We start from the raw sequence: 25,054 nt of genomic DNA, 5'->3' as shown, positions 1-25,054 counted from the left end.
GCTTCTGCTTATATTTCGAGCATTACTGCTGTACTTATCGTTTTTTGTTTTCCCTTCGTTTCCGTCGGGACTGCAAAGGTAGAAAATTTATTCTAACCTCCAAATTTTATTTGAAGATTTTTTTTCTTTTGTTTTTCGCATATTTCTACGCTTAAACATCTTCTACTCTACTTTTTCAAGGTTGTTACCAACCGTTCCTCCCTTGCGGAGTGGTGCAAAGATAGCACAAAATATATCCCACTTCCAAGTGTTTTATTCTTTATTTTTTGGAATAATAGCTAAGTTGTTGATAAAGCGTTAAATAAATATTAAAACACATCCCAAACCAGAGTTTACTGATTTGGGATGTATGTGTAATAATATAAAACAGATTACAACATCTATACATTAGGCACTAAAGGCACTAAAACTCATGATATGGTCCTGAACCAAGTCCCCCATTATTTATACCGAAAAATTCGGCATTAGCAACAGCCCAAGCTATAAAATTACCATAAATGGTAGAATTATAAACAGAAAAGGCTCTTTCAGCGAACTCCCCCCCAGCAATACCATAAGGTCTAGCCATTGGTAAAGAACGTTTTTCTAATGGAAGATTGAAAAGAGCAAATGGAGCAGTATGATTAAAGGTCATTGTATTATAAAGAGATAGTACGTATACAAATCCTCCGTCCCCAACCCAAAAAAAGTGTCTATTCTTATGCTTAAGCATAGTCGCACCGTCTGAAACAGTTTCATTTGAATTCACTGGGTTACTCCCACTATATTGAACCACATCTGCCACAGGAAAATTCTTTAACACTATAGTCTTATTCACTAGATTATGTTTTCCCCAATACTGTGATTGAACATCACCGAATGGACCATTAAGTATCCCATCATCATAAGGTGTTAACTTATAAACAGAACCACCGCCATAATCAGACGGACTAGCTATTATTGATGGAGTGTTAAAAAGTGATTGAAAAAATTCTTGATGACCTGCTGAATAATTTAAATTAGTAGACACGCCCCCAGACATTAAAAAAAGCACGCCACCACGATCTAGATAAGTTACTAAGGAAGATATATCATTACTTGAAAGATTATACCCCCCCCCTAAAATAACAATATCAGGAGGTGTACCAGAAGTCAAATGTAAAGCAGCCTCAAGACCAGTTGTTGTCGAAATTGTCTCATGTGTAAAGCCTTCACTCCTAACCACACTGTTAGCAGTCGTTGTACTAAAATTTATAGCCTTATGGAGCATATCATACGACGCGTGATGTACGTCATCCACAACGAAACCAACACCCTCATTACCTGCAACATGAAGAATTTTAAAGGACGGAAAAGTATACTTTAACTTAAATTTAGCTACGTACTTTTTGCCTGCCGTCCTGGTTAAATCTGTAAACGTATTGGAAACTGTTGAACTTCCTCCAATCAAATTTACCGTACTTCCGACCGCCATATTTGGATACCTAGCTTTTAATAAATTAAGAGTTACTGAAAACGAAGTAGAAGGTGTCACTGTACTAGGAGAAGCTACCGTATATAGCTCAACAACTTTAACATTTCTAGCAGTAGGATGATCTTTTAACAATTCATTAAGATCAACAAGATCGTCAGATACCTCATTAGAAACTTGCCCTGTTCTTAATGAAAAATCAGCAGAATATAAAAAGCCTTCTGGATGATCCAATGACCAATCAAAATTAGTACTAATAGAAGATGGATTAGAAGCATCCGTTGGAATCTCGGCATACAATTTATCATAATCTAGCTCTATGGATATCAAAGCTACTTGATGATTAAAAACAATACTAACAGGATTATTTTTAGCCTGTGCAATTAAAGGTGTAGCACTCTTTGCATAAAGAAAATCTCTGTCTATTGGAGTTCTCACCACTTCACCTGTAGCTACAGGTATATCCTCATCATCAGCATAAGAATAAGCATACCATGAATATTGTTCACCAATAATTAAATCAAATGTAATAACCTCATCTGAAGTAGTTTGCTCATTATAAACAATTACTCCACTAGGGTTAATCAAAACAATTCGGAATTTAGCATCTGATGGCAAATAACTTAATGCAGCTTTCTTATTAGGCGTTTTCGAAGCTGATCCTCCCTTAGCTAACGCAATGCTCATATTATCAAAAGAAGATGACATATTTTCAACACTTTGATCTACTTCTAAACTAACATTTTTAGAAATAGTATTAGCCTTAGATTGACCTACAATTTTAGTTGTGTAAACGGCTCTATCAGAAGTTCCTAATTTTGATATACTAGCTTCAGAATTAACTCCAGCAACTTTAAAAGAAACTGTAGCTTTTTCAGAGGAAATAGATTCATCGTGCAATGCTTTTTCACAAGAGACAAATGCTATAACAGCTATAAATGTTACTATAACAAATAAAAATCTATATGAGGTAAAATAACTATTCATTTTTCTAAAAATTAACATTAAGCGAATCTGTTTTTGAGTCCCAATCTGTTGTAACAGGAAGTAACTTCCCGAAACCACTAGTGTTAATACCAAAGAATTCGGCATTAATCACAGCCCATGACATAATATTAGCGAAAATAGTAGAGTTATACACATCAGTATTACCTGCTGAAATTCCATTGCCTGCATAGCCATATTTCTTAGGAACTGGAAAATTATTATAATTATACCTAGCTACAGGATTAAAAGAGACAGCTTGCGTAAGGTCTACTGTCGCAAAAGGTTCAAGAGTATAATTCTCATAAATTCCTCTTACCCTCTCATTTGACAAAAATCCACCATCACCAATCCAAAAGAAATGCTTGGTTTTATGTTTAAACATGGTTATTCCATTCGCTGCTACTGTACCATTAGCTGCTTTTGCTTCGCTATATTCTGTAATCTCTGAACTTGGGACATTAGCTAAAGAAGTCGTTGCTGAAGCATCCTCACCCCAATATTTACCGCGAATATCCCCAAAAGGCCCATTTAATATTTCATCATCAATATCTGACAATTTATAGAGTGCTCCTCCCAGATAGCCATTATTTTGCAATGTAATACTCTGGTTATTGAATAGATCTCTAAAAAAAGGTTGCTGTGCTACCCTATCAGCTGAATTAACACCATCTGTCATTAAAAGAACGACTCCTCCAGCATTTATGTAGGTAATCAATGCTGTTCGATCATCTTCATCCATCAAATAATAAACTGAAATAATAACAATATCAGGTCTCTTTGTTAAATCTAAAGGTAAATCTTTATCTGCGACATCTGGTGTCGTAGTAGGATTTGGGGCCGGCTTATATCTTCCTTCTAAAAAATAATTAAGCTGACCATCTCTATAACATCTAAGATGTGAAAAACCTCCTGATCTAACTATACTTTCTGGTAAGCTACCATAATTTCTTGGCTCAGCCATTAAATTATAAGATGCCTTATTATATTCAGGATAGTACTTTACTCCATCATAATACGGCTGTGCTGCGTAACCATATCCATCCGCACCAACTCTAGTTACGTGCAATATTGTACGCTTTGGAAACTTATACCACAATTTTAATGTACCAATATATCGTTTTCCTAAACTAATATTGCTAGGCCAGGTAAAATCAACTCTACGAACGTCATTAGCTGCTACTAAATCATGTTCTACATTATTCAAATAAGTAACTTTTAAATTACTAACATTCACACTAAAGGAAGGTTGCGCACCAACATCCACCACGTTGAAGCGAGCTAACCTTATATTCTCATCATTAGGGTCCTCTTCCAAAACTACAGGCTTAGCGTAAGAAACGATACTATCTATACCACCGTTCTTTAATGACATTTTACCTTTAGTCAAAGGGCTGCCATCGACAAAACTCAACACAACATCAGTATTAATCTTACCGAATAACCTATCAGTATCAATTTCAAAGACTATTTGTGCTAATTTGTGTTTAAATAATATGGATATAGGGCTATTCTCTTCCGTAGTAGATATAGTTCCATTTGCATACAACAATTCACCATCAGTGGGGGTATCAATAACATCATCTATAGAAGTAGGAAGATTAGTGATAATATCCGTTTTATTGTACGAATAGGCAATCCAATCGTACTGCTGCCCTTTTACTGCATCGATTACTAAACTCTGACCAACTGATGCTTGACCAATGAATTCAGTGCGTCTAGTTGTTGTATTAAACAAAAGTACTACGTATTTTATATCGACAGCCATGCCAACATTTGCTACCAACTTATTCATTTTTTTGGAATTGTTATCTCTTAGATTTAAAGCTTGCCCTCCAAATGAAGTAGCCATATTTGCAACATTAGCCTGCACAGATACATCTACATTGCCAATTTTTTGATATTCTGTCGAAACACCTTCACTTCCTCGGGTACTACTAGCAACTTTTGATTGTTTACCCAAATCATCTTGAACTGGCTGTATACCCTCAATTTTAAAGACCAAAGAGCCTTGCTCTTTTCTATCAGAACTTGCAGAATCCTTTTTACAGCCAATAAAAAGTAAGGAGAAGCAAATGATGTAAAAAAAAGTTCTGTAATTATTTATAATTATTTCTTCTTTCATTTTTCATAGTCAATTATATGTACCAAACTATCCTATTAATTAAAAAAAAGTCTAATTACGTCTCAGGAGGTAGAAATTCCCAATCAACTTGTTTCAAATCATCTTCCCATTCCTCGATTTGAGGAATAGCCCCTGCACCTCCAGTTGTAAAACTAGCCGAGCTAACACTCAAGCTATTTTCTAATATAAATGTAAACACTACCAACTTAGGGCGAACATACTTTGGTCTATACATATTTTGTTTATAATAGGTAAAAAACAATTATATTTACTATTATTAACAAAAATGTTCTAAAAGTGTTTTTGTTAATAATAGAACATTTTTTTAACGATTAAGCGCACAAAACAAAAGTCCAATTGCATTAGCACAACTGAACTTCTATCTATATATAATAATATTAATTAAAGGCAACCTCTTTACATCCAACAAAGCTACGTAAAACTACAATTTTGAATTAAGGCGCTCGACGCGTTACTTGGGGGATAATTACATCCACCTGATAGGTCCCTGGTGAAAATACTCTAAATGAAAAGCGTGCATTACAAGAGTACGTATTATAAGGTAAATTCAAACTAGCGTCATACTCTACAAATTGTGCTGGAATGCGATAATAATAATTGAAACCATTACCTAAAGATTCTAATGGAAATGGGACTACAGCATATATAAATTCAAAACGATCGGCTGAGACAGATGTACTAAGTGAATAATCCTGCATTGTTTGTAAAAAACCGACAGAAATACCACCTATTGGCCTTCTTTGAATTTCAGTTCTAGGATCAAAAACAGCACCATTCTTATCCAAAAAACGAACTATTATTTTATCTTCCTGATTACCAACACGCGTTACTTGAATATGTGTATTGTTACTAGGTATAGTAGTTGTTACCGACTCATTACCTACTTTCATGGCTACGGTAGATCTAACAAGGGGGATTTCAAAAGTAGGTGCTGCAATCAAATCGAATTCCCCAATATTAGGATATATACGCCTACCTGCGGAATTTTCAATTTCCAAATCAAATTTATACTTCCCTAATGGCAAATTCTCCGTTAAAGGATTAGCTTCAATTTGACCAGACATAGCATTGATAGCTATAGCCGGTAACATAACATCGGTCCTCTTCGCGTTAATCATTTCTAATGTAGTATCAATTTTTGGATTATATAATGCTGTCCATATTTTTGTAGGATATGCTGCACTAAAAATATCAGTTACATTTTGACCTGTCTCTCTGTCGTAAATATTTAACAACTTTACCGTAAAAGGTTTTGAAGAACCTTCTGAATTGAGGCTAGATGAAACATCTGTCCTACCCTGTTGAATTTGAAAAGGCTGAACTTCATAACGAATTAATGAACTTAAATGTCCATCCGGTAGCTTTTTACACCCTATTACTACTAATAAAAACAAAGCAATAACTAAATTCAATGATATCTTTTCCATAACTATCTAAAATAAAATAAAGTATGTGAGTTAGTAAGCACATGCAAAGATCCCGTAGTTGTCTGTATATTAGAAGTTTGCACTCTCGTCCTTTCGCCAATTGGCCAAACAATATCACTAACATTAAAATTAGGAGGTAGAGTTTGATTTATATAAGAAAAGTATACAATTTTAGGCTTTACCGATGAGTTGGTATTATAACCTAAGTTAGGATCATCAGTTTCTTCATAAGATAATACGACCACAGCATCCTTAGCATTTCGAAAAAGAGTACCATTAGAAGTTAAAACACTATTAGGTAATAATTCATCTTTTATAATATATATATCTAAAGAATCGGCAAAACGTGCTAATTCATACTTAATAATAGAATCTACAGTCCAAGTACTGAAGGGGTTTTTTAGCTGTTCAATACGTGTTCTCGCCATAAGATAATTATTAATAGCGAAATCTGTAGGTGCAACAAATGTTCCTTTTTGATTTATTTTCTCTTTTATTCCTGCTCTATCCACTAATAACAATAAGGTATCAAATAATCCAAAACGATTACTTTTTAAATAATCATACGTCGTCATATTAACATTGGGATTATGAAGATCGCCACCAACTTTATAATCTTCTTTATTGCAAGATGCTATTCCAAATAGAGTAAATACTAAGATTGCTCCAAAAATAATTTGCTTTTTCATAATTTTAGTTATTTCTCCACCAAGGATTTTGAGTTAATAATTCATCTTGAGGCAATAATACCCTCATATTTAATGGCCAATAGTAACCTTGATTATTAATCCTATCTATAGAATAATAAGTATTGAATTCATCGAGTTTTTCAAATAACTCCATACGGATTAAATCAAACTGTGTAGAGCCTTCACCAATAAGCTCGCGACGTCTCTCTCTAAATATCTCCATAAATAAATCATCAGCAGAACTACTAATAGCATTTAAGCCAGCACGTTCCCTAATTTTATTGAGATCTTCTAACGCTAATCCTTCTTTACTATTTTTGTAATAAGCTTCAGCACGTAATAAATATATATCTGCTAAACGAAACAATACCAAGTTATTACTTACAGTATATATATCTGCATTATTGTTATCATAATATTTAACATCAGCATACTTGAGTAAAATATTATCAAGGCTAATGACCACATCTATTCTATCTTCTGGTTCGTCAAAATATTCATCCAGCATAACACCATCAACTTTCCACGTTGATGAAGCAGATTTGCCTCTTATATAAGGATCTTCTAAAAAGATATTAAAAAAATCTAAAAAAGATTCATTACCATTTTCACGATATAGCATAGGTATTTCGAAAATTGTTTCTTTAGAACTCCCTTTCCATATATTACTATAATCAGCTATAGCTTCTAAAGAATATTTCCCAGAAGTTATCACTTCGTTAGCTAGGCGCTCCGCATTAATATAATCATGTTTCCAAGCATATATATGGGCCAACAAAGATTTTACAGCGCCTACAGAACCAAAGGCTTTAGATCCGTTCTCCTCTATATTGACCTCAGCATATACTAAATCTTCGATACAAAAGTTCAAAACTTCATCTTGCGTAGCTCTTGCAACGGGAGGGATATTCTGCGGATCTTTAAAACTATTTTTAATCAATAAAATGTCACCCCATACGCGTTGCATATAAAAATTAGTATAAGCTCTCAAAAATCTAGCCTGCGCAATAAGGTTGTTTTTTTCAATATCGCCATTGGTGAAATTCACTGATGGAATATTGGCTGTATTCTCAATAATCAAATTACATTGATTAATAATTTGATAGTAGCGTGTCCAATTCCAAAGACTATTTTCTAAATATGGTGCATAATTAAAATTAAAGCCTCCACTTTTACTAAAGGCTTTAAAGTTCCAATAGTCACCACCCGTAATAAAATTACCAGCTACTAAATCCCCAAAAACAAAATAAGATCTATCTAGCCTATGTGCATCTCTTAACATAGAATATCCACCAGATACAGCCTTTGAAATATTATTAGCATCCACCCAAAATACCCCATCATGAGTGTTATTTTCTGGCTCTAGATTCAAGTACTTATTACATGAAACCAATGACATAACCAATGCCAACGTATGTATAAATAATATAATCCTTTTCATATTTATCTAATTAAAAATTAACTTCAACACCAATAGTAAACTTACGAGGCAGAGGATATGCACCACCAGCGAATTCGCCTTGAGGCGTAATTAACTCCGCATCAGGCACTGATGCTGCTTGAATAGCGAACAGATTATCAATCATACCATAAAATCGAACACTCTTAAGACCGATATTAGCTCTTTGCAGTACAGAAGTAGGCATTAGATAGCCCAATGAAATAGTCTTAATTTTGAAATAATTCCCATTTTCGTTCCACATCGTACTAAATGGGTAATATTGATAATAATAACTCCCCATAGGATCTATAGAAGGAAAAGAAGCTTTATAATTTGGATCTTTAGCTTTCTCTGGCGTCCAATAATTAACAGCACCTAAATCAGGTAATCGATTATTGGTAAAACTATTAACATTATTACCGATAGTAGAAAATTGATTACTTTTCAAGTTATTAATAATATCCCTTCCAAAAGTAAAAACGCCCAAGATACCTAAAGAGAAATTCTTGTAAGAAAATTCATTAAAAATACCACCTGTTACTTTTGGATTAGGATCACCTGTAGGTACTAAATCACCATCAGCAGCACCTATATCTGAGCCATCCCAAACATCCCAATCACCATTCACATCAAGCCAATTCGGAGCACCGGGCGCTACTAGAACACCACCTTTAAAATACGTTAATCGCTGTCCTGTTATAGGATTGACAGGAATATCCCCTAATTGATTGTATACTCCTTGGTATATCATTTGTGCCCATTGGTAGATTGGCCCACCTACATTATACAGCAATCGTTGATTAAACCCTCTAGAATCAGCATAAAAAGATGCATTACCATTTGGAAGCGATCCAATTCTATTTTTATTAAATGAAACATTCAAATTTGTATTCCACTGAAAACTACGACCCGTTGGCATATTACGAGAGCTAATCGTCAAATCTACACCTTCGTTATAAATGGACATCGGGACATTGTAAGAAAGTCTAGTATAGCCTGTATAAAAGGGGAATGGGAATGAAACAATAGGATTTGTATTAATTTTACGATAAGCATCAACTATAAATGTCAATCTATAATTGAAAAGATTTAAATCAAAACCTATATTAGACTGTTGCGATTTATTCCAAGTCAAATTAGATAAAGTCAAAGGTTTATAAAACGAGGGTGTTGCTATACTAGTTCCATCATACGTAGTCGTGGATAAGTCCCAAACATTAAAGGGAGCATAAAAGTCAGAAGGTAATATTCCAGACTTCCCCCAGCTACCACGGATTTTGAAAAAATCAATAAAGCTAATATCCTTAAGAAATTCCTCATCCGAAACAATCCATGCTACAGATAAAGCAGGAAAATATCCCCATTTGGAATCCTTACCAAATCTAGAAGAAGCATCCGCCCTATAAGAGGCATTAAATATATATTTTGAATGATAATCATACGAAAACTGACCACTATAAGATAATAAACCAGCATTATTTAAATCAGAAGAAGCTTCTAGGTCTCTACCCGTAACACCACGTACAACACGAAAATCATCTGTAGGCAAATTAATACCTAGAATAGAGGTCGATCTAACATTATCATATTGAAAAGATTGTAAACCTGTAAGCACAAAATTATGATTACCATATGATTTACTATAATTAAGGACATTTGCTATATTATACGTATATGAATCAGCACTATTAGAAGATGCGAAATTCATATTATTCACAGATAGAACTCGAGGTTGAAAACGATTTCTTCTATCTAAATTAGCTTGCACAGAAGCTTCAAATGAATATTGTAATCCAGGTGTAATATCAACATAAGTTTTCGAAAACATATTCAGAATATTCGACTTATTATCATCTATTATTTTATCAAATTGACCATAATAAAAATCATAGTCTTCAGGACCTAACTGCACAAATGACGAAGGCATAGAAGCTTGTGAAATTGGCACAACTTCATTATTCCCACGTCCCAGGCCTACCTTACGATCAATTCTGCTCGTAGAAAACACAAAATCAGAACGTAAAAAAGAAGCCAATTTAAAACCAAAATTACCGCGTAAAGAATACCGTTTAAAGCCTGTATTTCTTACAATACCGCCTTCATCGTAATAACCTAAAGATAACCTGTAATTAACAGTCTCCGAACCGCCGGCGATACTCAAATCAACATTATCAATTTTACCGGAAGTATAAAACAGATCTTGCCAATCTGTCGCATTATTATAACTAGCATTCAAACTATCCGTCAAAGGCTGTGTTAACGCGCTACTAGGATCATTCCTATAGGCATTAAGAATATTGATTTTTGCTTGGCGCTCGGCGGAACCTAATAATGTTCTTTGCAAATTAGGACGCTCGGTAATTCCCCTATAATATGAGGCTCTAATCTGAGGTTTTCCAGATTTTCCGACCTTGGTTTTAATTACGATAACACCATTGGCACCTCTAGATCCCCAAACAGCAGTTGCTGCAGCATCTTTTTGAATAGTGATACTTTCTATATCATTAATATTAATACCAGCAACATAATTAGTACCTGTAGCAGATGATGAAGCTAAATCAGTTACTGACAATGGCATACCATCAATAATATATAATGGGGAACTCATTGTATTAGCTAAATCTACTTCACTATTCAAATCAGGCGAAATCATTGAATTACCACGAACCGTAAATGTATTTCGAGCCCCCGGCTCACCGGTAAAATTTTGAATATTAACGCCAGAAACACGCCCTTGAAGTAAACTTTCAAAACTAGGTGCCGCCATATTTTCAATCACACGACCCGAGATAACTTGAACGGCGCTAGTAGTTTTACGAAGAGATTGTCTTTGATGCCCAATTATGACTACCTCGTCAAGCCCAGTATTACCATGATTCATATTAATCCGTAGAAATTCTTGGTTACGAACAATAATATCACGATTTTGAAATCCAACACTACTAAGTAACAATGTAGTGGGGATAGATTTGACATTTAACGTAAATGTACCATCCTCAGAAGTCATAGTGGAGACCAAAGTAGCTTTATCCGTAATCGATATACCTGAAAGTAACATCCCATGTTGATCTTTAATGATACCAGATATAGGAATTAGTTGTGCGTAGGATACATTGAATGAAATAAGCAATAATACAAAAGTTAGAAATATCCTCATAGCGATCATTAAGTTAATGTTTAGTTAAAGTTATATCTTTAAAACTAACTTACAAAACATTAATGAAAAAAATAATCGTTTTATATTAAATTAATTAGGATAATGTTAAAAACAATCGATTGCAGCAAACGTATAATTTAGGAAATAAAAAGCTTGAGGTAACTTTCTTTTAAGAAAAAAGGCTAGACATTTTAAAATGTCTAGCCTTTAATATATTATAATATTAAAAAAGATTAATCTTCTTCTTTAGAAGCTAATAATTGATCGTATTCTTCACGGGAACCTACAATTATATTACTATAACTACGTAAACCTGTACCAGAAGGAATTAAGTGACCAACAATTACGTTTTCTTTCAATCCTAATAAATTATCACGTTTACCAGCAATAGCTGCTTCATTCAACACCTTCGTAGTTTCTTGGAAAGAAGCTGCAGAGATAAATGATTTAGTACCTAATGAAGCTCTCGTAATACCTTGAAGCATAGGGCTCGAAGTAGCAGGAACAGCATCACGTACTTGCACCAATTTCAAATCTTGACGTTTCAAGCTAGAGTTTTCTTCACGAAGTTTACGTAAAGTAACAATCTGACCTGGACGTAAAGTATTTGAATCACCAGCATCAACAACAACTTTTTTGTCAAAAATAGTGTCATTTTCTTCCATGAAGTCCCATTTGTTGACCGCTTCTTTTTCTAAGAAACGAGTATCTCCTGGATCTTCAATATGCACTTTTTGCATCATTTGGTGAACGATAGTTTCAAAGTGCTTATCGTTAATTTTCACACCTTGTAGACGGTAAACCTCTTGAATACCATTTACGATATAATGTTGTACTGCTGTAGGACCTTTAATAGATAAGATATCTCCAGGAGCTATCTGACCATCAGATAAAGGCATACCAGCTTTGATAAAGTCATTATCTTGAACTAAGATATGTTTAGAAAGAGGTACTAAGTATTTCTTAACCTGACCATCACGAGATTCAATAGAAACCTCACGATTACCACGTTTAACACCACCTAAAGTAACAACACCATCAATCTCTGTTACGACAGCCGGGTTTGAAGGATTACGTGCTTCGAATAACTCAGTTACACGAGGAAGACCCCCTGTAATATCTCGTGTCTTACCAGTAGAACGAGGAATCTTAACTAAGATAGCACCTTCTTTCAATTTCTGACCATCCGATACAGAAACGTGAGCACCTACAGGAATATTGTACGAACGAATTACCTCACCTTTATTATCAACAACTTTGATAGTAGGGTTTTTCGTTTTATCACGTGTTTCGATAATTACTTTCTCTTTGTGACCAGTTTGTTCATCAGACTCCTCACGGAAGGTAACACCCTCGATGATGGCATCAAATTCAACCTTACCTGGAAATTCAGAGATAATTACCGCATTATATGGATCCCAATCAACTAATTTAGTTCCTTTTTCTACTTTATCACCCTCATTTACATATAAGTTAGAACCGTAAGGAATAATTTGTTGATAAAGAACTTTACCATTATTAACAATTTTGATCTCACCTGAGCGACCCAATACAGCATGATAAGTTCCTTCTTCACCTTGTAATTCTACAGTACGTACGTTTTCAAATTCGATAGTACCTTCGTATTTAGCGATAACAGAAGAATCAGAAGCAATGTTGGACGCCGTACCACCCACGTGGAACGTACGAAGTGTCAACTGCGTACCTGGTTCACCAATTGATTGTGCTGCAATAACACCGACAGCTTCACCTAATTGAACACGTTTACCAGACGCTAAGTTACGACCGTAACAACAAGCACATACACCACGTTTAGCTTCACAAGTCAATACGGAACGAATCTCTAAACCCTCGATTCCAGATTCTTCGATTTCCGTAGCAATTTCTTCTGTGATATCTTCATTAGCAGCAACGATTAACTTTTCAGTTTCTGGATGATAAACATCATGAAGCGGTGTACGACCCAAAATACGATCGTATAAAGGCTCAACGATATCATCATTATCTTTCAATGCTGTTGTATAAATACCTCTTAAACCACCACAATCAAAACCAACTACGATCATATCTTGTGCTACGTCATGCAAACGACGAGTCAAGTAACCCGCATCGGCAGTTTTTAGGGCTGTATCGGCAAGACCTTTACGCGCACCGTGGGTAGAGATAAAGTACTCTAATACAGAAAGACCTTCTTTAAAGTTAGATAAAATCGGGTTTTCAATAATTTCACCACCAGAGTTACCTGATTTTTGAGGCTTCGCCATCAAACCACGCATACCACACAACTGACGAATCTGCTCTTTGGAACCACGTGCACCAGAGTCCAACATCATATATACAGAGTTGAAACCTTGATTGTCATTCGAAAGAATATCCATAACGTGAGACGTCAACTTATTGTTGATACGTGTCCAGATATCGATAATTTGATTATAACGCTCATTGTTAGTGATGAAACCCATGTTATAGTTAGCTTTCACCTCTTCTACTTCATTCGTAGCTTGAGCGATCAATTCTGCTTTAGCAGCAGGAATATTTAAATCTTGTAAGTTGAACGAAAGACCACCTTTGAATGCTGTTTGGAAACCTAATTCCTTCATATCATCCAAGAAACGAGCTGCACGCGCCATACCTGTGTTCTTAACAATCTCACCAATTACGTTACGTAATGATTTTTTCGTTAAGATTTCGTTGATAAAGCCAACTTCAGCAGGAACAATTTGGTTGAAAATAACACGACCTACTGTAGTTTCGATAAGTGTTTTAACAAGTTCACCGTTCTCGTTTAAGTCATTAGTTTTTACTTTAATCCAAGAGTGTAAGTCAATTTCTTTCTCATTCAAAGCAATAATTACTTCTTCTGGAGAATAGAAAATACTTCCTTCCCCTCTCATCTTGCGATGCTCGTCCGATTTACGGCCTTTAGTAATATAATAAAGACCCAATACCATATCCTGTGAAGGTACAGTCACTGGAGAACCATTCGCAGGGTTAAGGATATTGTGCGCTGCCAACATTAAGATTTGAGCTTCCAAAATTGCTGCATTACCCAAAGGTAAGTGAACTGCCATCTGGTCACCATCGAAATCGGCGTTGAACGCTGTACACACTAATGGGTGTAATTGGATAGCTTTACCTTCTACTAGTGTAGGTTGGAAAGCTTGAATACCCAAACGGTGAAGCGTAGGCGCACGGTTTAATAATACAGGATGTCCTTTTAAAACATTCTCTAAAATATCCCATACTACAGGATCCTTGCGATCTACAATTTTCTTAGCTGATTTTACAGTTTTTACAATTCCTCTTTCAATCATCTTACGGATGATGAACGGTTTGTAAAGCTCTGCAGCCATATCTTTAGGAATACCACACTCATGTAATTTCAAGTGAGGACCTACAACAATTACAGAACGAGCAGAATAATCGACACGTTTACCTAATAAGTTTTGACGGAAACGACCTTGTTTACCTTTCAAAATATCAGATAATGATTTCAACGCACGGTTACCTTCTGTTTTAACAGCGTTAACTTTACGTGAATTATCAAATAACGAATCAACAGCTTCTTGAAGCATACGTTTTTCATTACGTAAGATTACTTCTGGAGCTTTAATTTCGATTAGACGCTTAAGACGATTGTTACGGATAATAACACGACGGTATAAGTCATTCAAATCCGAAGTCGCAAAACGACCACCATCTAAAGGCACTAAAGGACGTAACTCAGGAGGAATAATAGGAACAATCTTCACAATCATCCACTCCGGTCTGTTCTCAATACGGTCTCTAGAACCACGGAAAGCCTCAACAACATGAAGACGTTTTAAAGCTTCATTTTTACGTTGTTGTGAAGTTTCATTAGCTGCTTGGTGACGTAAATCGTAAGACAATTTATCTAAATCAATACGTTTCAACAATTCTTCCATAGCTTCCGCACCCATTTTGGCTACGAACTTTTGTGGATCATTGTCATCTAAATATTGATTTTCTTTAGGTAAAGTATCTAAAACATCTAAATATTCTTCTTCAGTTAGGAAGTCCATAAATGAGATTCCATCATCTTCTTTGATACCTGCTTGAATAACAACGTATCTCTCGTAGTAGATGATCATATCTAATTTCTTCGTAGGAAGACCTAATAAATAACCAATTTTATTAGGAAGAGAACGGAAGTACCAGATGTGTGCTACAGGAACAACTAAAGCGATATGTCCCATACGCTCACGACGTACTTTCTTCTCTGTTACTTCAACACCACAACGATCACATACAATACCCTTATAACGGATACGTTTGTATTTACCACAGTGACATTCGTAATCCTTTACAGGGCCGAAAATACGTTCACAGAATAAACCATCACGTTCCGGCTTATAAGTACGGTAGTTGATTGTTTCTGGTTTTGTAACCTCACCGCTAGAGCGCTCCAAAATAGTTTCTGGAGAAGCTAAGCTAATTGTGATTGAAGTAAAGTTACTTTTAATTTTATTATCTTTTTTATAAGACATACGTTGTATAACTTAAAGATGTATGTTATAGCATAAGAGATCATATGATCTCTTATGCTTTAATTATGCTTGATTAATCTAATGTGATATCTAAACCTAGACCACGTAATTCGTGTACCAATACGTTGAACGATTCTGGCACTGATGGTGTTGGCAAGTTGTTACCTTTAACGATAGCCTCGTACGTTTTAGCACGACCTACAACATCATCCGATTTCACAGTCAAGATTTCTTGAAGGATATTAGATGCACCGAATGCTTCAAGTGCCCAAACCTCCATCTCACCAAAACGCTGACCACCAAATTGTGCTTTACCACCTAAAGGTTGTTGCGTAATCAATGAGTAAGGACCGATAGAACGAGCGTGCATTTTGTCATCTACCATGTGTCCTAATTTCAACATATAGATTACACCAACAGTTGTCGGTTGATCAAAACGATCACCTGTTAAACCATTGTATAAATATGTACGACCAGATTTTGGTAAACCAGCTTTCTCTACCCATTCTTCTACTTGGCCCATTTCAGCACCATCAAAGATTGGCGTAGCGAACTTCATACCTAATTTTTGACCAGCCCATCCAAGAACTGTTTCATAAATCTGACCTAAGTTCATACGAGAAGGTACACCTAGCGGGTTCAATACGATATCAACAGGCGTTCCATCTTCTAAGAAAGGCATATCTTCATCACGTACAATACGTGCAACAATACCTTTGTTACCGTGACGACCAGCCATCTTATCACCAACTTTCAATTTACGTTTTTTAGCAACATAAACCTTAGCCATCTGAACGATACCTGAAGGCAATTCATCACCTACAGAAACGGCAAATTTATCACGTTTGAAAGCACCTAACTCTTCGTTCAATTTAATATTATAATTGTGAAGAGCAATCTTAATCATTTCGTTTTTATCCTCATCTGTAGTCCATCCAAAAGGATTAACATTATTGTAGTCTAAATCCGTTAAGATTTTTTGAGTGAACTTAGCACCTTTAGCAACTAATAACTCTTTATAAACATTATAAATACCTTGACTAGTTTTACCATTTACGATAGTAAACAATTTATCTACTAGGCGCTCTTTTAATGCTCTAATATTTTTATCGTGTACTAATTCTAATTTCTCTAAAGCTTTTCTTTCAATGTCTTTAGACATTTTCTTAGCACGTGAGAACAATTTAGTATCAATAACTACACCTTTGATTGAAGGAGGCGTTTTCAAAGAAGCATCTTTTACGTCACCGGCTTTGTCACCAAAGATAGCACGAAGTAATTTTTCTTCTGGAGAAGGATCAGATTCACCTTTAGGTGTAATTTTACCTATTAAGATATCACCTTCACCTACTTCAGCACCAACGCGAATGATACCATTCTCATCTAAGTCTTTAGTAGCTTCTTCTGATACGTTAGGAATATCTGCTGTCAATTCTTCTTCACCACGTTTCGTATCACGAACTTCTAATTCGAATTCTTCAATGTGTAATGAAGTAAAGATATCTTGAGAAACAACACGCTCAGAAATTACAATCGCATCCTCAAAGTTGTATCCTTGCCAAGGCATGAATGCTACTTTTAAGTTACGACCTAATGCTAATTCACCATCTTCAGTAGCATATCCTTCACACAATACTTGACCTTTAGTAACACGTTGACCTTTCTTAACGATAGGTTTCAAATTGATACAAGTATTCTGGTTGGTTTTTTTGAATTTAATCAAACGGTATGATTTTACATCTTCGTCAAAAGAAACTAAACGATCATCATCCGTACGCTCATAGCGGATTTGAATTTCTTGCGCATCTACATACTCAACTACACCATTACCTTCAGCATTGATCAAAGTACGCGAGTCAGATGCTACACGACCTTCAAGACCAGTACCTACGATAGGTGCTTGCGGACGCAATAAAGGAACCGCTTGACGTTGCATGTTTGATCCCATCAATGCACGGTTGGCATCATCATGCTCCAAGAAAGGAATCAATGAAGCCGCAATAGATGTAATCTGATTTGGAGCAACGTCCATATAATCTAATTTCTCAGGTTCGATAATCGGGAAGTCACCCTCATATCTAGCTTTTACTTTAGGATCATCAAAGTTACCATTATCGTCATAGTAAGCATTCGCTTGCGCGATTGTTTTACCATCTTCATCTTCAGCAGATAAATATACAACAGGCTGATCTACGACTACTTTACCATCTGTAACTTTACGGTAAGGAGTTTCAATAAAGCCTAAGTTATTAATCTTAGCGTGAACCGCTAAAGAAGATATCAAACCGATATTTGGACCCTCTGGAGTTTCGATCGTACAAAGACGACCATAGTGTGTATAGTGAACGTCACGAACCTCGAAACCAGCACGCTCACGTGAAAGACCACCTGGACCTAATGCTGACAAACGACGTTTGTGTGTGATCTCAGCTAATGGATTCGTTTGATCCATAAATTGAGATAACTGATTTGTTCCGAAGAACGAGTTGATTACAGAAGATAATGTACGCGCATTGATCAAATCTGTAGGCGTGAACACCTCGTTGTCGCGAATATTCATACGCTCACGAATAGTACGCGCCATACGTGCAAGACCTACACCAAACTGAGCATATAACTGCTCACCTACTGTACGTACACGACGATTAGATAAGTGGTCAATATCATCTACCTCAGCTTTAGAGTTAATCAAGTTGATTAAATACTTAACGATAGCGATGATATCTTCACGCGTCAATACTTTAGTTTCTGAATCAGTAGATAACTTCAATTTACGATTGATACGGTAACGACCTACATCACCTAAATCATAACGTTTGTCAGAGAAGAATAAACGATCGATGATACCACGAGCAGTTTCCTCATCAGGTGGTTCAGCGTTACGTAATTGACGATAGATATGCTCCACCGCTTCTTTTTCTGAGTTTGAAGTATCCTTTTGTAATGTGTTATATATGATAGAATAGTCTGCATTGTTAGCATCATCATCTTTAGCAAGAATAATAGATTTAACACCTGCATCAATGATCATGTCAATGTGATCTTCTTCTAATACGGTTTCACGTTCAAGGATGATTTCATTACGATCAATAGATACTACTTCACCAGTATCTTCATCTACGAAATCCTCTGTCCATTTATTTAAAACTCTAGCCGCTAAACGACGACCTACGAATTTTTTCAAACCAGTTTTACTAACTTTTACTTCATCAGCAAGATCAAATAATTCTAAGATATCCTTATCTGAATCATAACCAATAGCACGTAATAAAGTAGTAACTGGGAATTTTTTCTTACGATCGATATACGCATACATGACGTTGTTAACATCAGTAGCGAATTCAATCCAAGATCCTTTAAAAGGAATTACCCTTGCCGAATAAAGTTTTGTACCATTTGTATGTCTACTCTGACCAAAGAAAACACCAGGAGAACGATGTAATTGAGATACAATAACACGTTCCGCACCATTGATAACGAAAGTACCTTTTGGTGTCATGTACGGGATAGTACCTAGATATACATCTTGTACGATAGTTTCGAAATCTTCGTGTTCTTCATCATTACAAGATAACTTCAACTTTGCTTTTAAAGGCACGCTATATGTTAAACCACGTTCGATACATTCTTGAATATCATAACGAGGCGGATCAATAAAGTAATCCAAAAACTCTAGCACGAATATGTTTCTTGAATCAGAAATAGGGAAGTTTTCTGCGAAAACCTTGTACAACCCTTCCTGATGGCGGTTATCAGAAGTAGTTTCTAATTGAAAAAACTCCCTGAAAGACTCCAATTGCACGTCCAAGAAATCAGGATAATCAATTACCTTTTTACTTGTAGCAAAATTTACTCTTTCGTTTTGAATATTATTGTTTGCCAAGGGAATAAGATTTTAGTTTTAAAAAACTGAGCTTAAATATGCTGTTAATTTCATTAAAACCATATGACAGCACACATACGGTCTAACTTATGTTTTAAATAGGAATAGACTCTGATAAAAACTATCAGAGTCTAATCACTTTAGGGTGTTATGAGCAATTACTTGATCTCAACAACAGCACCAGCTTCTTCTAATTGTTTTTTCAAAGCTTCAGCTTCGTCTTTAGAAACACCAGCTTTTAATTCTTTAGGAGCACCGTCAACTAAATCTTTAGCTTCTTTTAATCCTAAACCAGCTAAATCTTTTACCAATTTAACTACTGCTAATTTTTGACCACCAGCTTCTTTCAAGATAACGTCAAATGAAGTTTTCTCTTCTGCAGCAGCAGCTTCAGCAGGAGCAGCAGCAACTGCAACAGCAGCAGCAGCAGGCTCGATACCATACTCATCTTTTAAGATATCAGCTAATTCTTTAACTTCTTTTACTGTTAAATTTACTAACTGTTCAGCAAGTTGTTTTAAATCTGCCATTTTATTTTGAATTTTTGAATTTACTTAAATAATTGTTTATTAACTAATGCAACGATCTTTTGATTAAATCAAGGTGTTCGTTAACCTCTTTGTTCTAAAGCTTTCAATAAACCTGAAACTGTATTTCCACCCGATTGAAGAGCTGAAATAACATTCTTCGCAGGAGACTGAAGTGCAGCAATAACGTCCGCGATAAGCTCATTTTTAGATTTCAAGTTAACAAGAGCATCTAATTGATTATCACCTATGAACGCTGTTTCCTGAATATAAGCAGCTTTCAAAACAGGTTTGTCACCTTCTTTGCGTAATTGCTTAATTAATTTTGCAGGAGCATTAGCAACTTCTGAGAACAAAATCGTTGAAGCACCTTTAAGTACCGCATTGATTTCATCCGATTCCACACCAGCTTCGATTAAGGCTTTTTCAATTAAAGTGTTTTTAGCCACTTGAATAATAATACCTTGCTCGTAACATTTGCGACGAATTCCGTTGATTTTTTCAACAGATAAATCAGCAGTATCAGCAATATAAAAATTACCGAAAGATTTAATCTGCTCTGCTAAAGCTTGAACAATTTCTTGTTTTTCTTCTTTTCTCATGATTAAATTCCTGCTACTGATTTAGTTTCAACATGAATACCCGGGCTCATCGTAGATGAGATATGGATACTCTTGAAGTATGTCCCTTTAGCTGCAGAAGGCTTTAATTTAGAGATTACTTGTAGAACTTCTAAAGCATTCTCATAAAGTTTTTCTGCCGGGAAAGACACTTTACCAACTGAAGTGTGGATAATACCTGTTTTGTCAACCTTGAAATCAATCTTACCACCTTTTACATCTGTTACAGCTTTACCTACTTCCGTAGTCACTGTACCAGTCTTAGGGTTAGGCATTAAGTTTCTTGGACCCAAAATACGGCCCAATTTACCCACTTTAGCCATAACCGAAGGCATAGTAATAATGATATCAATGTCAGTCCATCCACCTTCTATCTTGCTGATGTACTCATCAAGACCTACGTAATCTGCACCCGCTGCTTTCGCTTCTTCTTCCTTATCAGGAGTTACCAAAGCCAAAACACGCACAGTCTTACCTGTTCCATGAGGTAACGTCGCTATACCACGTACCATTTGATTTGCTTTACGAGGATCTACGCCCAAACGAACGTCGATATCCACAGAAGCATCAAATTTAGTTGTAGTGATCTCTTTAACTAATGCCGCAGCATCCGCTAAAGTGTACGCTTTACCAGCTTCAATTTTGGATAGTGCCGCTTTTTGATTTTTTGTTAATCTAGCCACTTTCTTAAACTGATTTCGTTAATTAATTTTTCCAAGGAGCGTCACCTGTAACAGTGATACCCATACTACGCGCTGTACCAGCTACCATTCTCATTGCCGATTCTTCAGTAAATGCATTCAAATCAGGCATTTTATCATTAGCGATCGTTTGAACTTGCTCCCAAGTAATAGCAGCAACTTTTTTACGATTTGGTTCGCCCGACCCACTTTTCAATTTAGCAGCATCTTTTAACTGAACTGCAACTGGAGGAGTCTTGATGATAAAATCAAATGATTTATCAGCATAAACGGTAATAACAACCGGCAACACTTGTCCTGGTTTGTCTTGCGTACGAGCATTGAACTGCTTACAGAAATCCATAATGTTCACACCTTTAGCACCTAAAGCAGGTCCTACTGGAGGAGATGGATTTGCTGCACCGCCCTTTACTTGTAATTTTACTAACGCACTGACTTCTTTTGCCATTTTGCTTGTTTTTATTTATTTGTTAAATGTTTGTTAGTAAGTTGGAAGCAATACTGTAACATTCATACATTTTGTTAGAGAAAACTTAATTTACCTAACTAAATGAGGTGCAAAGATAATAATAAAAAGTTAATACCAAAAATATTTCGTGTAAATATTTATTAAAAAAAGCCCTTTCAAAAAAATGAAAGAGCTTTCTATATATTAAATACAATATTATTCCTTTTCTACTTGCATATAGTTAAGTTCTAATGGAGTTTTACGTCCAAACACCTTAACCATAACTGTAAGTTTCTTTTTATCTTCATGTACTTCCTCGATCTCACCTGTGAAACCATTGAAAGGACCATCTGTAACTTTAACTGATTCGCCAACATAGTAAGCTACATTAATAGACTCCCCTTGTTCGGCCATCTCATCCACTTTACCTAATATACGATTTACTTCTGCTTGACGTAAAGGAATAGCAACACCAGCTTTATCACCTAAAAAACCAATAACACTATTCAAGCCTTTAATAACATGCTCAATCTCACCATCTAAAGCTGCTTCAATCAAAACGTATCCTGGGTAATAATTTCTTTCTTTGGCTACTTTTTTACCATCGCGCATTTGGTAATACTTCTCCATAGGAATTAACACCTGAGGAATCAAGTGCTGAATACCAAGTCGACTTACCTCAGCTTCCATATATTGCTTTACCTTCTTTTCTTTTCCACTTACCGCACGTACCACGTACCACTTCAACGATTGATCAGCCATATTATAAAATTGAAAGATTACTTAGTACCGTATAATAATTCTAAAACACCTTCTGAAGCTTTATCCATAGCTAATATCAATAAAGCGATAATAACTGAAGCTACAAGCACTACCACAGCATGATTTTGCAACTGAGCCCACGTAGGCCAAGTTACTTTATGAGCAACCTCTTCGTAAGATTCTTTGAAAAAACCAAGTATGTTAGCCATTTTTTGATTATTTAAGTTTTAAGTAGCAGGGATACTAGGATTCGAACCCAGACCAATGGTTTTGGAGACCACGATACTAACCATTATACTATATCCCTGTTTGTTTTTGTTGATACAAATATAGTGTTTAAACACTATTAGAGCAAATATTTTTTACTTTTTTTTCATTTATTCTACTACTTTTCTGTAGAGAAAAAATAAGCTAATCAGCATCAGCCGATTAGCTTATTTTATATGCTCTAAGTCTAATTAAGACTATAGAATTTCAGTTACCTGACCAGCACCTACTGTACGACCACCCTCACGGATAGCGAAACGTAGACCTTTTTCCATCGCGATAGCAGAAATCAATTTAACTGTAATTGTAACGTTATCACCTGGCATAACCATTTCAGTACCTTCTGGTAACGAGATCTCTCCTGTTACGTCTGTTGTACGGAAATAGAATTGAGGGCGGTATTTGTTAAAGAATGGAGTGTGACGTCCACCTTCAGCTTTTGATAATACGTAAACCTCAGCTTTGAAGTGATCGTGAGGAGTTACAGTACCTGGTTTAACGATAACCATACCACGTTTGATATCAGTTTTCTCAATACCACGTAATAATAAACCTACGTTATCACCAGCTTCACCGTAATCTAAAATTTTACGGAACATCTCAACACCTGTTACTGTAGATTTTAAACCTTCAGCAGCACCCATACCTAAGATCTCAACTGGATCTCCAGAGTTGATTACACCTCTTTCAATACGACCTGTAGCAACTGTACCACGACCTGTGATCGAGAATACGTCCTCTACTGGCATTAAGAAAGGTAACTCAGTTAAACGAGGAGGAATTGGAATGTAGTTATCTACAGCATCCATTAATTCCATGATTTTCTCAACCCACTCAGGCTCACCGTTCAATCCACCCAAAGCAGAACCTTTGATTACTGGAATATCGTCACCTGGGAATTCGTAGAATGATAATAGCTCACGCACTTCCATTTCTACTAATTCTAATAACTCAGGATCATCTACTAAGTCAACTTTGTTTAAGAATACTACTAACGCTGGTACACCTACTTGACGAGCTAACAAGATGTGCTCACGAGTTTGAGGCATAGGACCATCAGTCGCAGCAACTACGATGATAGCACCATCCATTTGAGCAGCACCAGTTACCATGTTCTTAACGTAATCGGCGTGACCTGGACAGTCAACGTGTGCATAGTGACGATTTGCAGTTGAGTACTCAACGTGTGCTGTATTAATCGTGATACCACGCTCTTTTTCTTCAGGAGCAGAGTCAATTGAATCAAACGAACGTGCTTCTGATAAACCTGCATCCGCTAATACTTTTGTGATTGCTGCAGTTGTAGTAGTTTTACCGTGGTCAACGTGACCGATAGTACCAATGTTTAAGTGCGGTTTACTACGGTCAAATTTCTCTTTTGCCATGTTTATGCGAATTAGTAATTATTAAATATTTCTTTTTTAAATTCTTTACAAATATAATAAACTTAAATTATCGAGCCAAAGATGGGATTTGAACCCACGACCTCTTCCTTACCAAGGAAGTGCTCTACCCCTGAGCTACTTCGGCTTCAAAAAAAAGCTCATTTACAGATTTATGCCCCCACCTAACATTATATTATTATGAAAGATAGAGACCAATAATCTTGAAAATTTGAGCGGAAGACGAGGTTCGAACTCGCGACCTATAGCTTGGAAGGCTATCGCTCTACCAACTGAGCTACTTCCGCTTACTTCTTGATTTTAATTAAAATCAAGAAAAAATTAGTGTGGAGGGAGAAGGATTCGAACCTTCGAAGCCGAAGCAACGGATTTACAGTCCGTCCCATTTGACCGCTCTGGAACCCCTCCAGACCTACAACTTACGTTGTATTTGAGCCTCCTATCGGAATCGAACCAATGACCTACTGATTACAAGTCAGTTGCTCTACCAGCTGAGCTAAGGAGGCTAATATTTTACAAGTTTAAAAACATCTTAGAACTTTTACCCTTTCAGATAACGAGTGCAAATTTCGTTTTTTATTTTCATATTTGCAAGATATTTTTTCAACTTTTTTTTTCTAAAAAATTCTTATTTATCAGAA

Annotated in this window: 16 protein-coding genes and 5 tRNA genes; all 21 read right to left on the bottom strand. The window is 35.8% G+C overall.

What is annotated here, in order from left to right; all coding sequences use genetic code 11:
• Nucleotides 1-403 precede the first annotated feature (403 nt).
• Complete coding sequence (locus IP023_RS10220; RefSeq protein WP_241790178.1) at nt 404-2,437, bottom strand: fimbrillin family protein; 2,034 nt, start codon at nt 2,435-2,437, stop codon at nt 404-406.
• A 4-nt stretch (nt 2,438-2,441) separates the two neighbouring features.
• Complete coding sequence (locus IP023_RS10215) at nt 2,442-4,559, bottom strand: fimbrillin family protein (RefSeq protein WP_241790177.1); 2,118 nt, start codon at nt 4,557-4,559, stop codon at nt 2,442-2,444.
• A 55-nt stretch (nt 4,560-4,614) separates the two neighbouring features.
• A complete protein-coding gene (locus IP023_RS10210) occupies nt 4,615-4,794 on the bottom strand; it encodes a hypothetical protein (RefSeq protein ID WP_241790176.1) in 180 nt (59 codons plus the stop codon).
• A gap of 220 nt (nt 4,795-5,014) precedes the next feature.
• A complete protein-coding gene (locus IP023_RS10205; RefSeq protein ID WP_241790175.1) occupies nt 5,015-6,007 on the bottom strand; it encodes a DUF5007 domain-containing protein in 993 nt (330 codons plus the stop codon).
• A gap of 2 nt (nt 6,008-6,009) precedes the next feature.
• Nucleotides 6,010-6,696, bottom strand: a complete 687-nt coding sequence (locus tag IP023_RS10200) for a hypothetical protein (protein ID WP_241790174.1) — start codon at nt 6,694-6,696, stop codon at nt 6,010-6,012.
• A 4-nt stretch (nt 6,697-6,700) separates the two neighbouring features.
• The gene (locus IP023_RS10195) at nt 6,701-8,137 is read right to left on the bottom strand and encodes a RagB/SusD family nutrient uptake outer membrane protein (protein WP_241790173.1); all 1,437 of its coding nucleotides are present in this window, start codon (nt 8,135-8,137) and stop codon (nt 6,701-6,703) included.
• A 10-nt stretch (nt 8,138-8,147) separates the two neighbouring features.
• Nucleotides 8,148-11,294 carry a SusC/RagA family TonB-linked outer membrane protein gene (locus IP023_RS10190; RefSeq protein ID WP_241790172.1) on the bottom strand — a complete coding sequence of 1,049 codons (3,147 nt, stop codon included), beginning with the start codon at nt 11,292-11,294 and terminating at the stop codon, nt 8,148-8,150.
• A 233-nt stretch (nt 11,295-11,527) separates the two neighbouring features.
• Nucleotides 11,528-15,802, bottom strand: a complete 4,275-nt coding sequence (gene rpoC / locus IP023_RS10185) for a DNA-directed RNA polymerase subunit beta' (RefSeq protein WP_241790171.1) — start codon at nt 15,800-15,802, stop codon at nt 11,528-11,530.
• Between the two features lie 73 nt (nt 15,803-15,875).
• Nucleotides 15,876-19,685, bottom strand: coding sequence for a DNA-directed RNA polymerase subunit beta (gene rpoB / locus IP023_RS10180; protein WP_241790170.1), 3,810 nt, complete (start codon nt 19,683-19,685; stop codon nt 15,876-15,878).
• Between the two features lie 158 nt (nt 19,686-19,843).
• A complete protein-coding gene (gene rplL / locus IP023_RS10175; protein WP_241790169.1) occupies nt 19,844-20,215 on the bottom strand; it encodes a 50S ribosomal protein L7/L12 in 372 nt (123 codons plus the stop codon).
• 80 nt (nt 20,216-20,295) lie between these two features.
• Nucleotides 20,296-20,814 (bottom strand): 50S ribosomal protein L10, encoded by a 519-nt coding sequence (gene rplJ / locus IP023_RS10170; protein WP_241790168.1) that lies wholly within the window; start codon nt 20,812-20,814, stop codon nt 20,296-20,298.
• Nucleotides 20,815-20,816: 2 nt separating this feature from the next.
• Complete coding sequence (rplA, locus tag IP023_RS10165; RefSeq protein ID WP_241790167.1) at nt 20,817-21,515, bottom strand: 50S ribosomal protein L1; 699 nt, start codon at nt 21,513-21,515, stop codon at nt 20,817-20,819.
• 22 nt (nt 21,516-21,537) lie between these two features.
• Nucleotides 21,538-21,981 carry a 50S ribosomal protein L11 gene (gene rplK, locus IP023_RS10160; RefSeq protein WP_241790166.1) on the bottom strand — a complete coding sequence of 148 codons (444 nt, stop codon included), beginning with the start codon at nt 21,979-21,981 and terminating at the stop codon, nt 21,538-21,540.
• 216 nt (nt 21,982-22,197) lie between these two features.
• Nucleotides 22,198-22,743: a transcription termination/antitermination protein NusG gene (gene nusG, locus IP023_RS10155; protein ID WP_241790165.1), complete on the bottom strand. Its 546-nt coding sequence runs from the start codon at nt 22,741-22,743 to the stop codon at nt 22,198-22,200.
• 17 nt (nt 22,744-22,760) lie between these two features.
• Entirely contained in the window at nt 22,761-22,952 is a 192-nt protein-coding gene (gene secE / locus IP023_RS10150; protein ID WP_241790164.1) for a preprotein translocase subunit SecE, read from the bottom strand.
• 26 nt (nt 22,953-22,978) lie between these two features.
• Nucleotides 22,979-23,050 (bottom strand) — tRNA-Trp (locus IP023_RS10145).
• 157 nt (nt 23,051-23,207) lie between these two features.
• Complete coding sequence (gene tuf / locus IP023_RS10140) at nt 23,208-24,395, bottom strand: elongation factor Tu (protein WP_241790163.1); 1,188 nt, start codon at nt 24,393-24,395, stop codon at nt 23,208-23,210.
• A 73-nt stretch (nt 24,396-24,468) separates the two neighbouring features.
• A tRNA-Thr gene (locus IP023_RS10135) sits at nt 24,469-24,540 on the bottom strand.
• A gap of 87 nt (nt 24,541-24,627) precedes the next feature.
• Nucleotides 24,628-24,700: transfer RNA gene (locus tag IP023_RS10130), tRNA-Gly, on the bottom strand.
• Nucleotides 24,701-24,740: 40 nt separating this feature from the next.
• Nucleotides 24,741-24,821: transfer RNA gene (locus IP023_RS10125), tRNA-Tyr, on the bottom strand.
• A 25-nt stretch (nt 24,822-24,846) separates the two neighbouring features.
• Nucleotides 24,847-24,919 (bottom strand) — tRNA-Thr (locus IP023_RS10120).
• Between the last annotated feature and the right edge of the window lie 135 nt (nt 24,920-25,054).

The organism is Sphingobacterium rhinopitheci (assembly GCF_022627575.1).
GTDB lineage: Bacteria > Bacteroidota > Bacteroidia > Sphingobacteriales > Sphingobacteriaceae > Sphingobacterium > Sphingobacterium rhinopitheci.
Note: the sequence above shows the minus strand (reverse complement) of the source record. Positions and strands in the feature narration are given on the sequence as shown.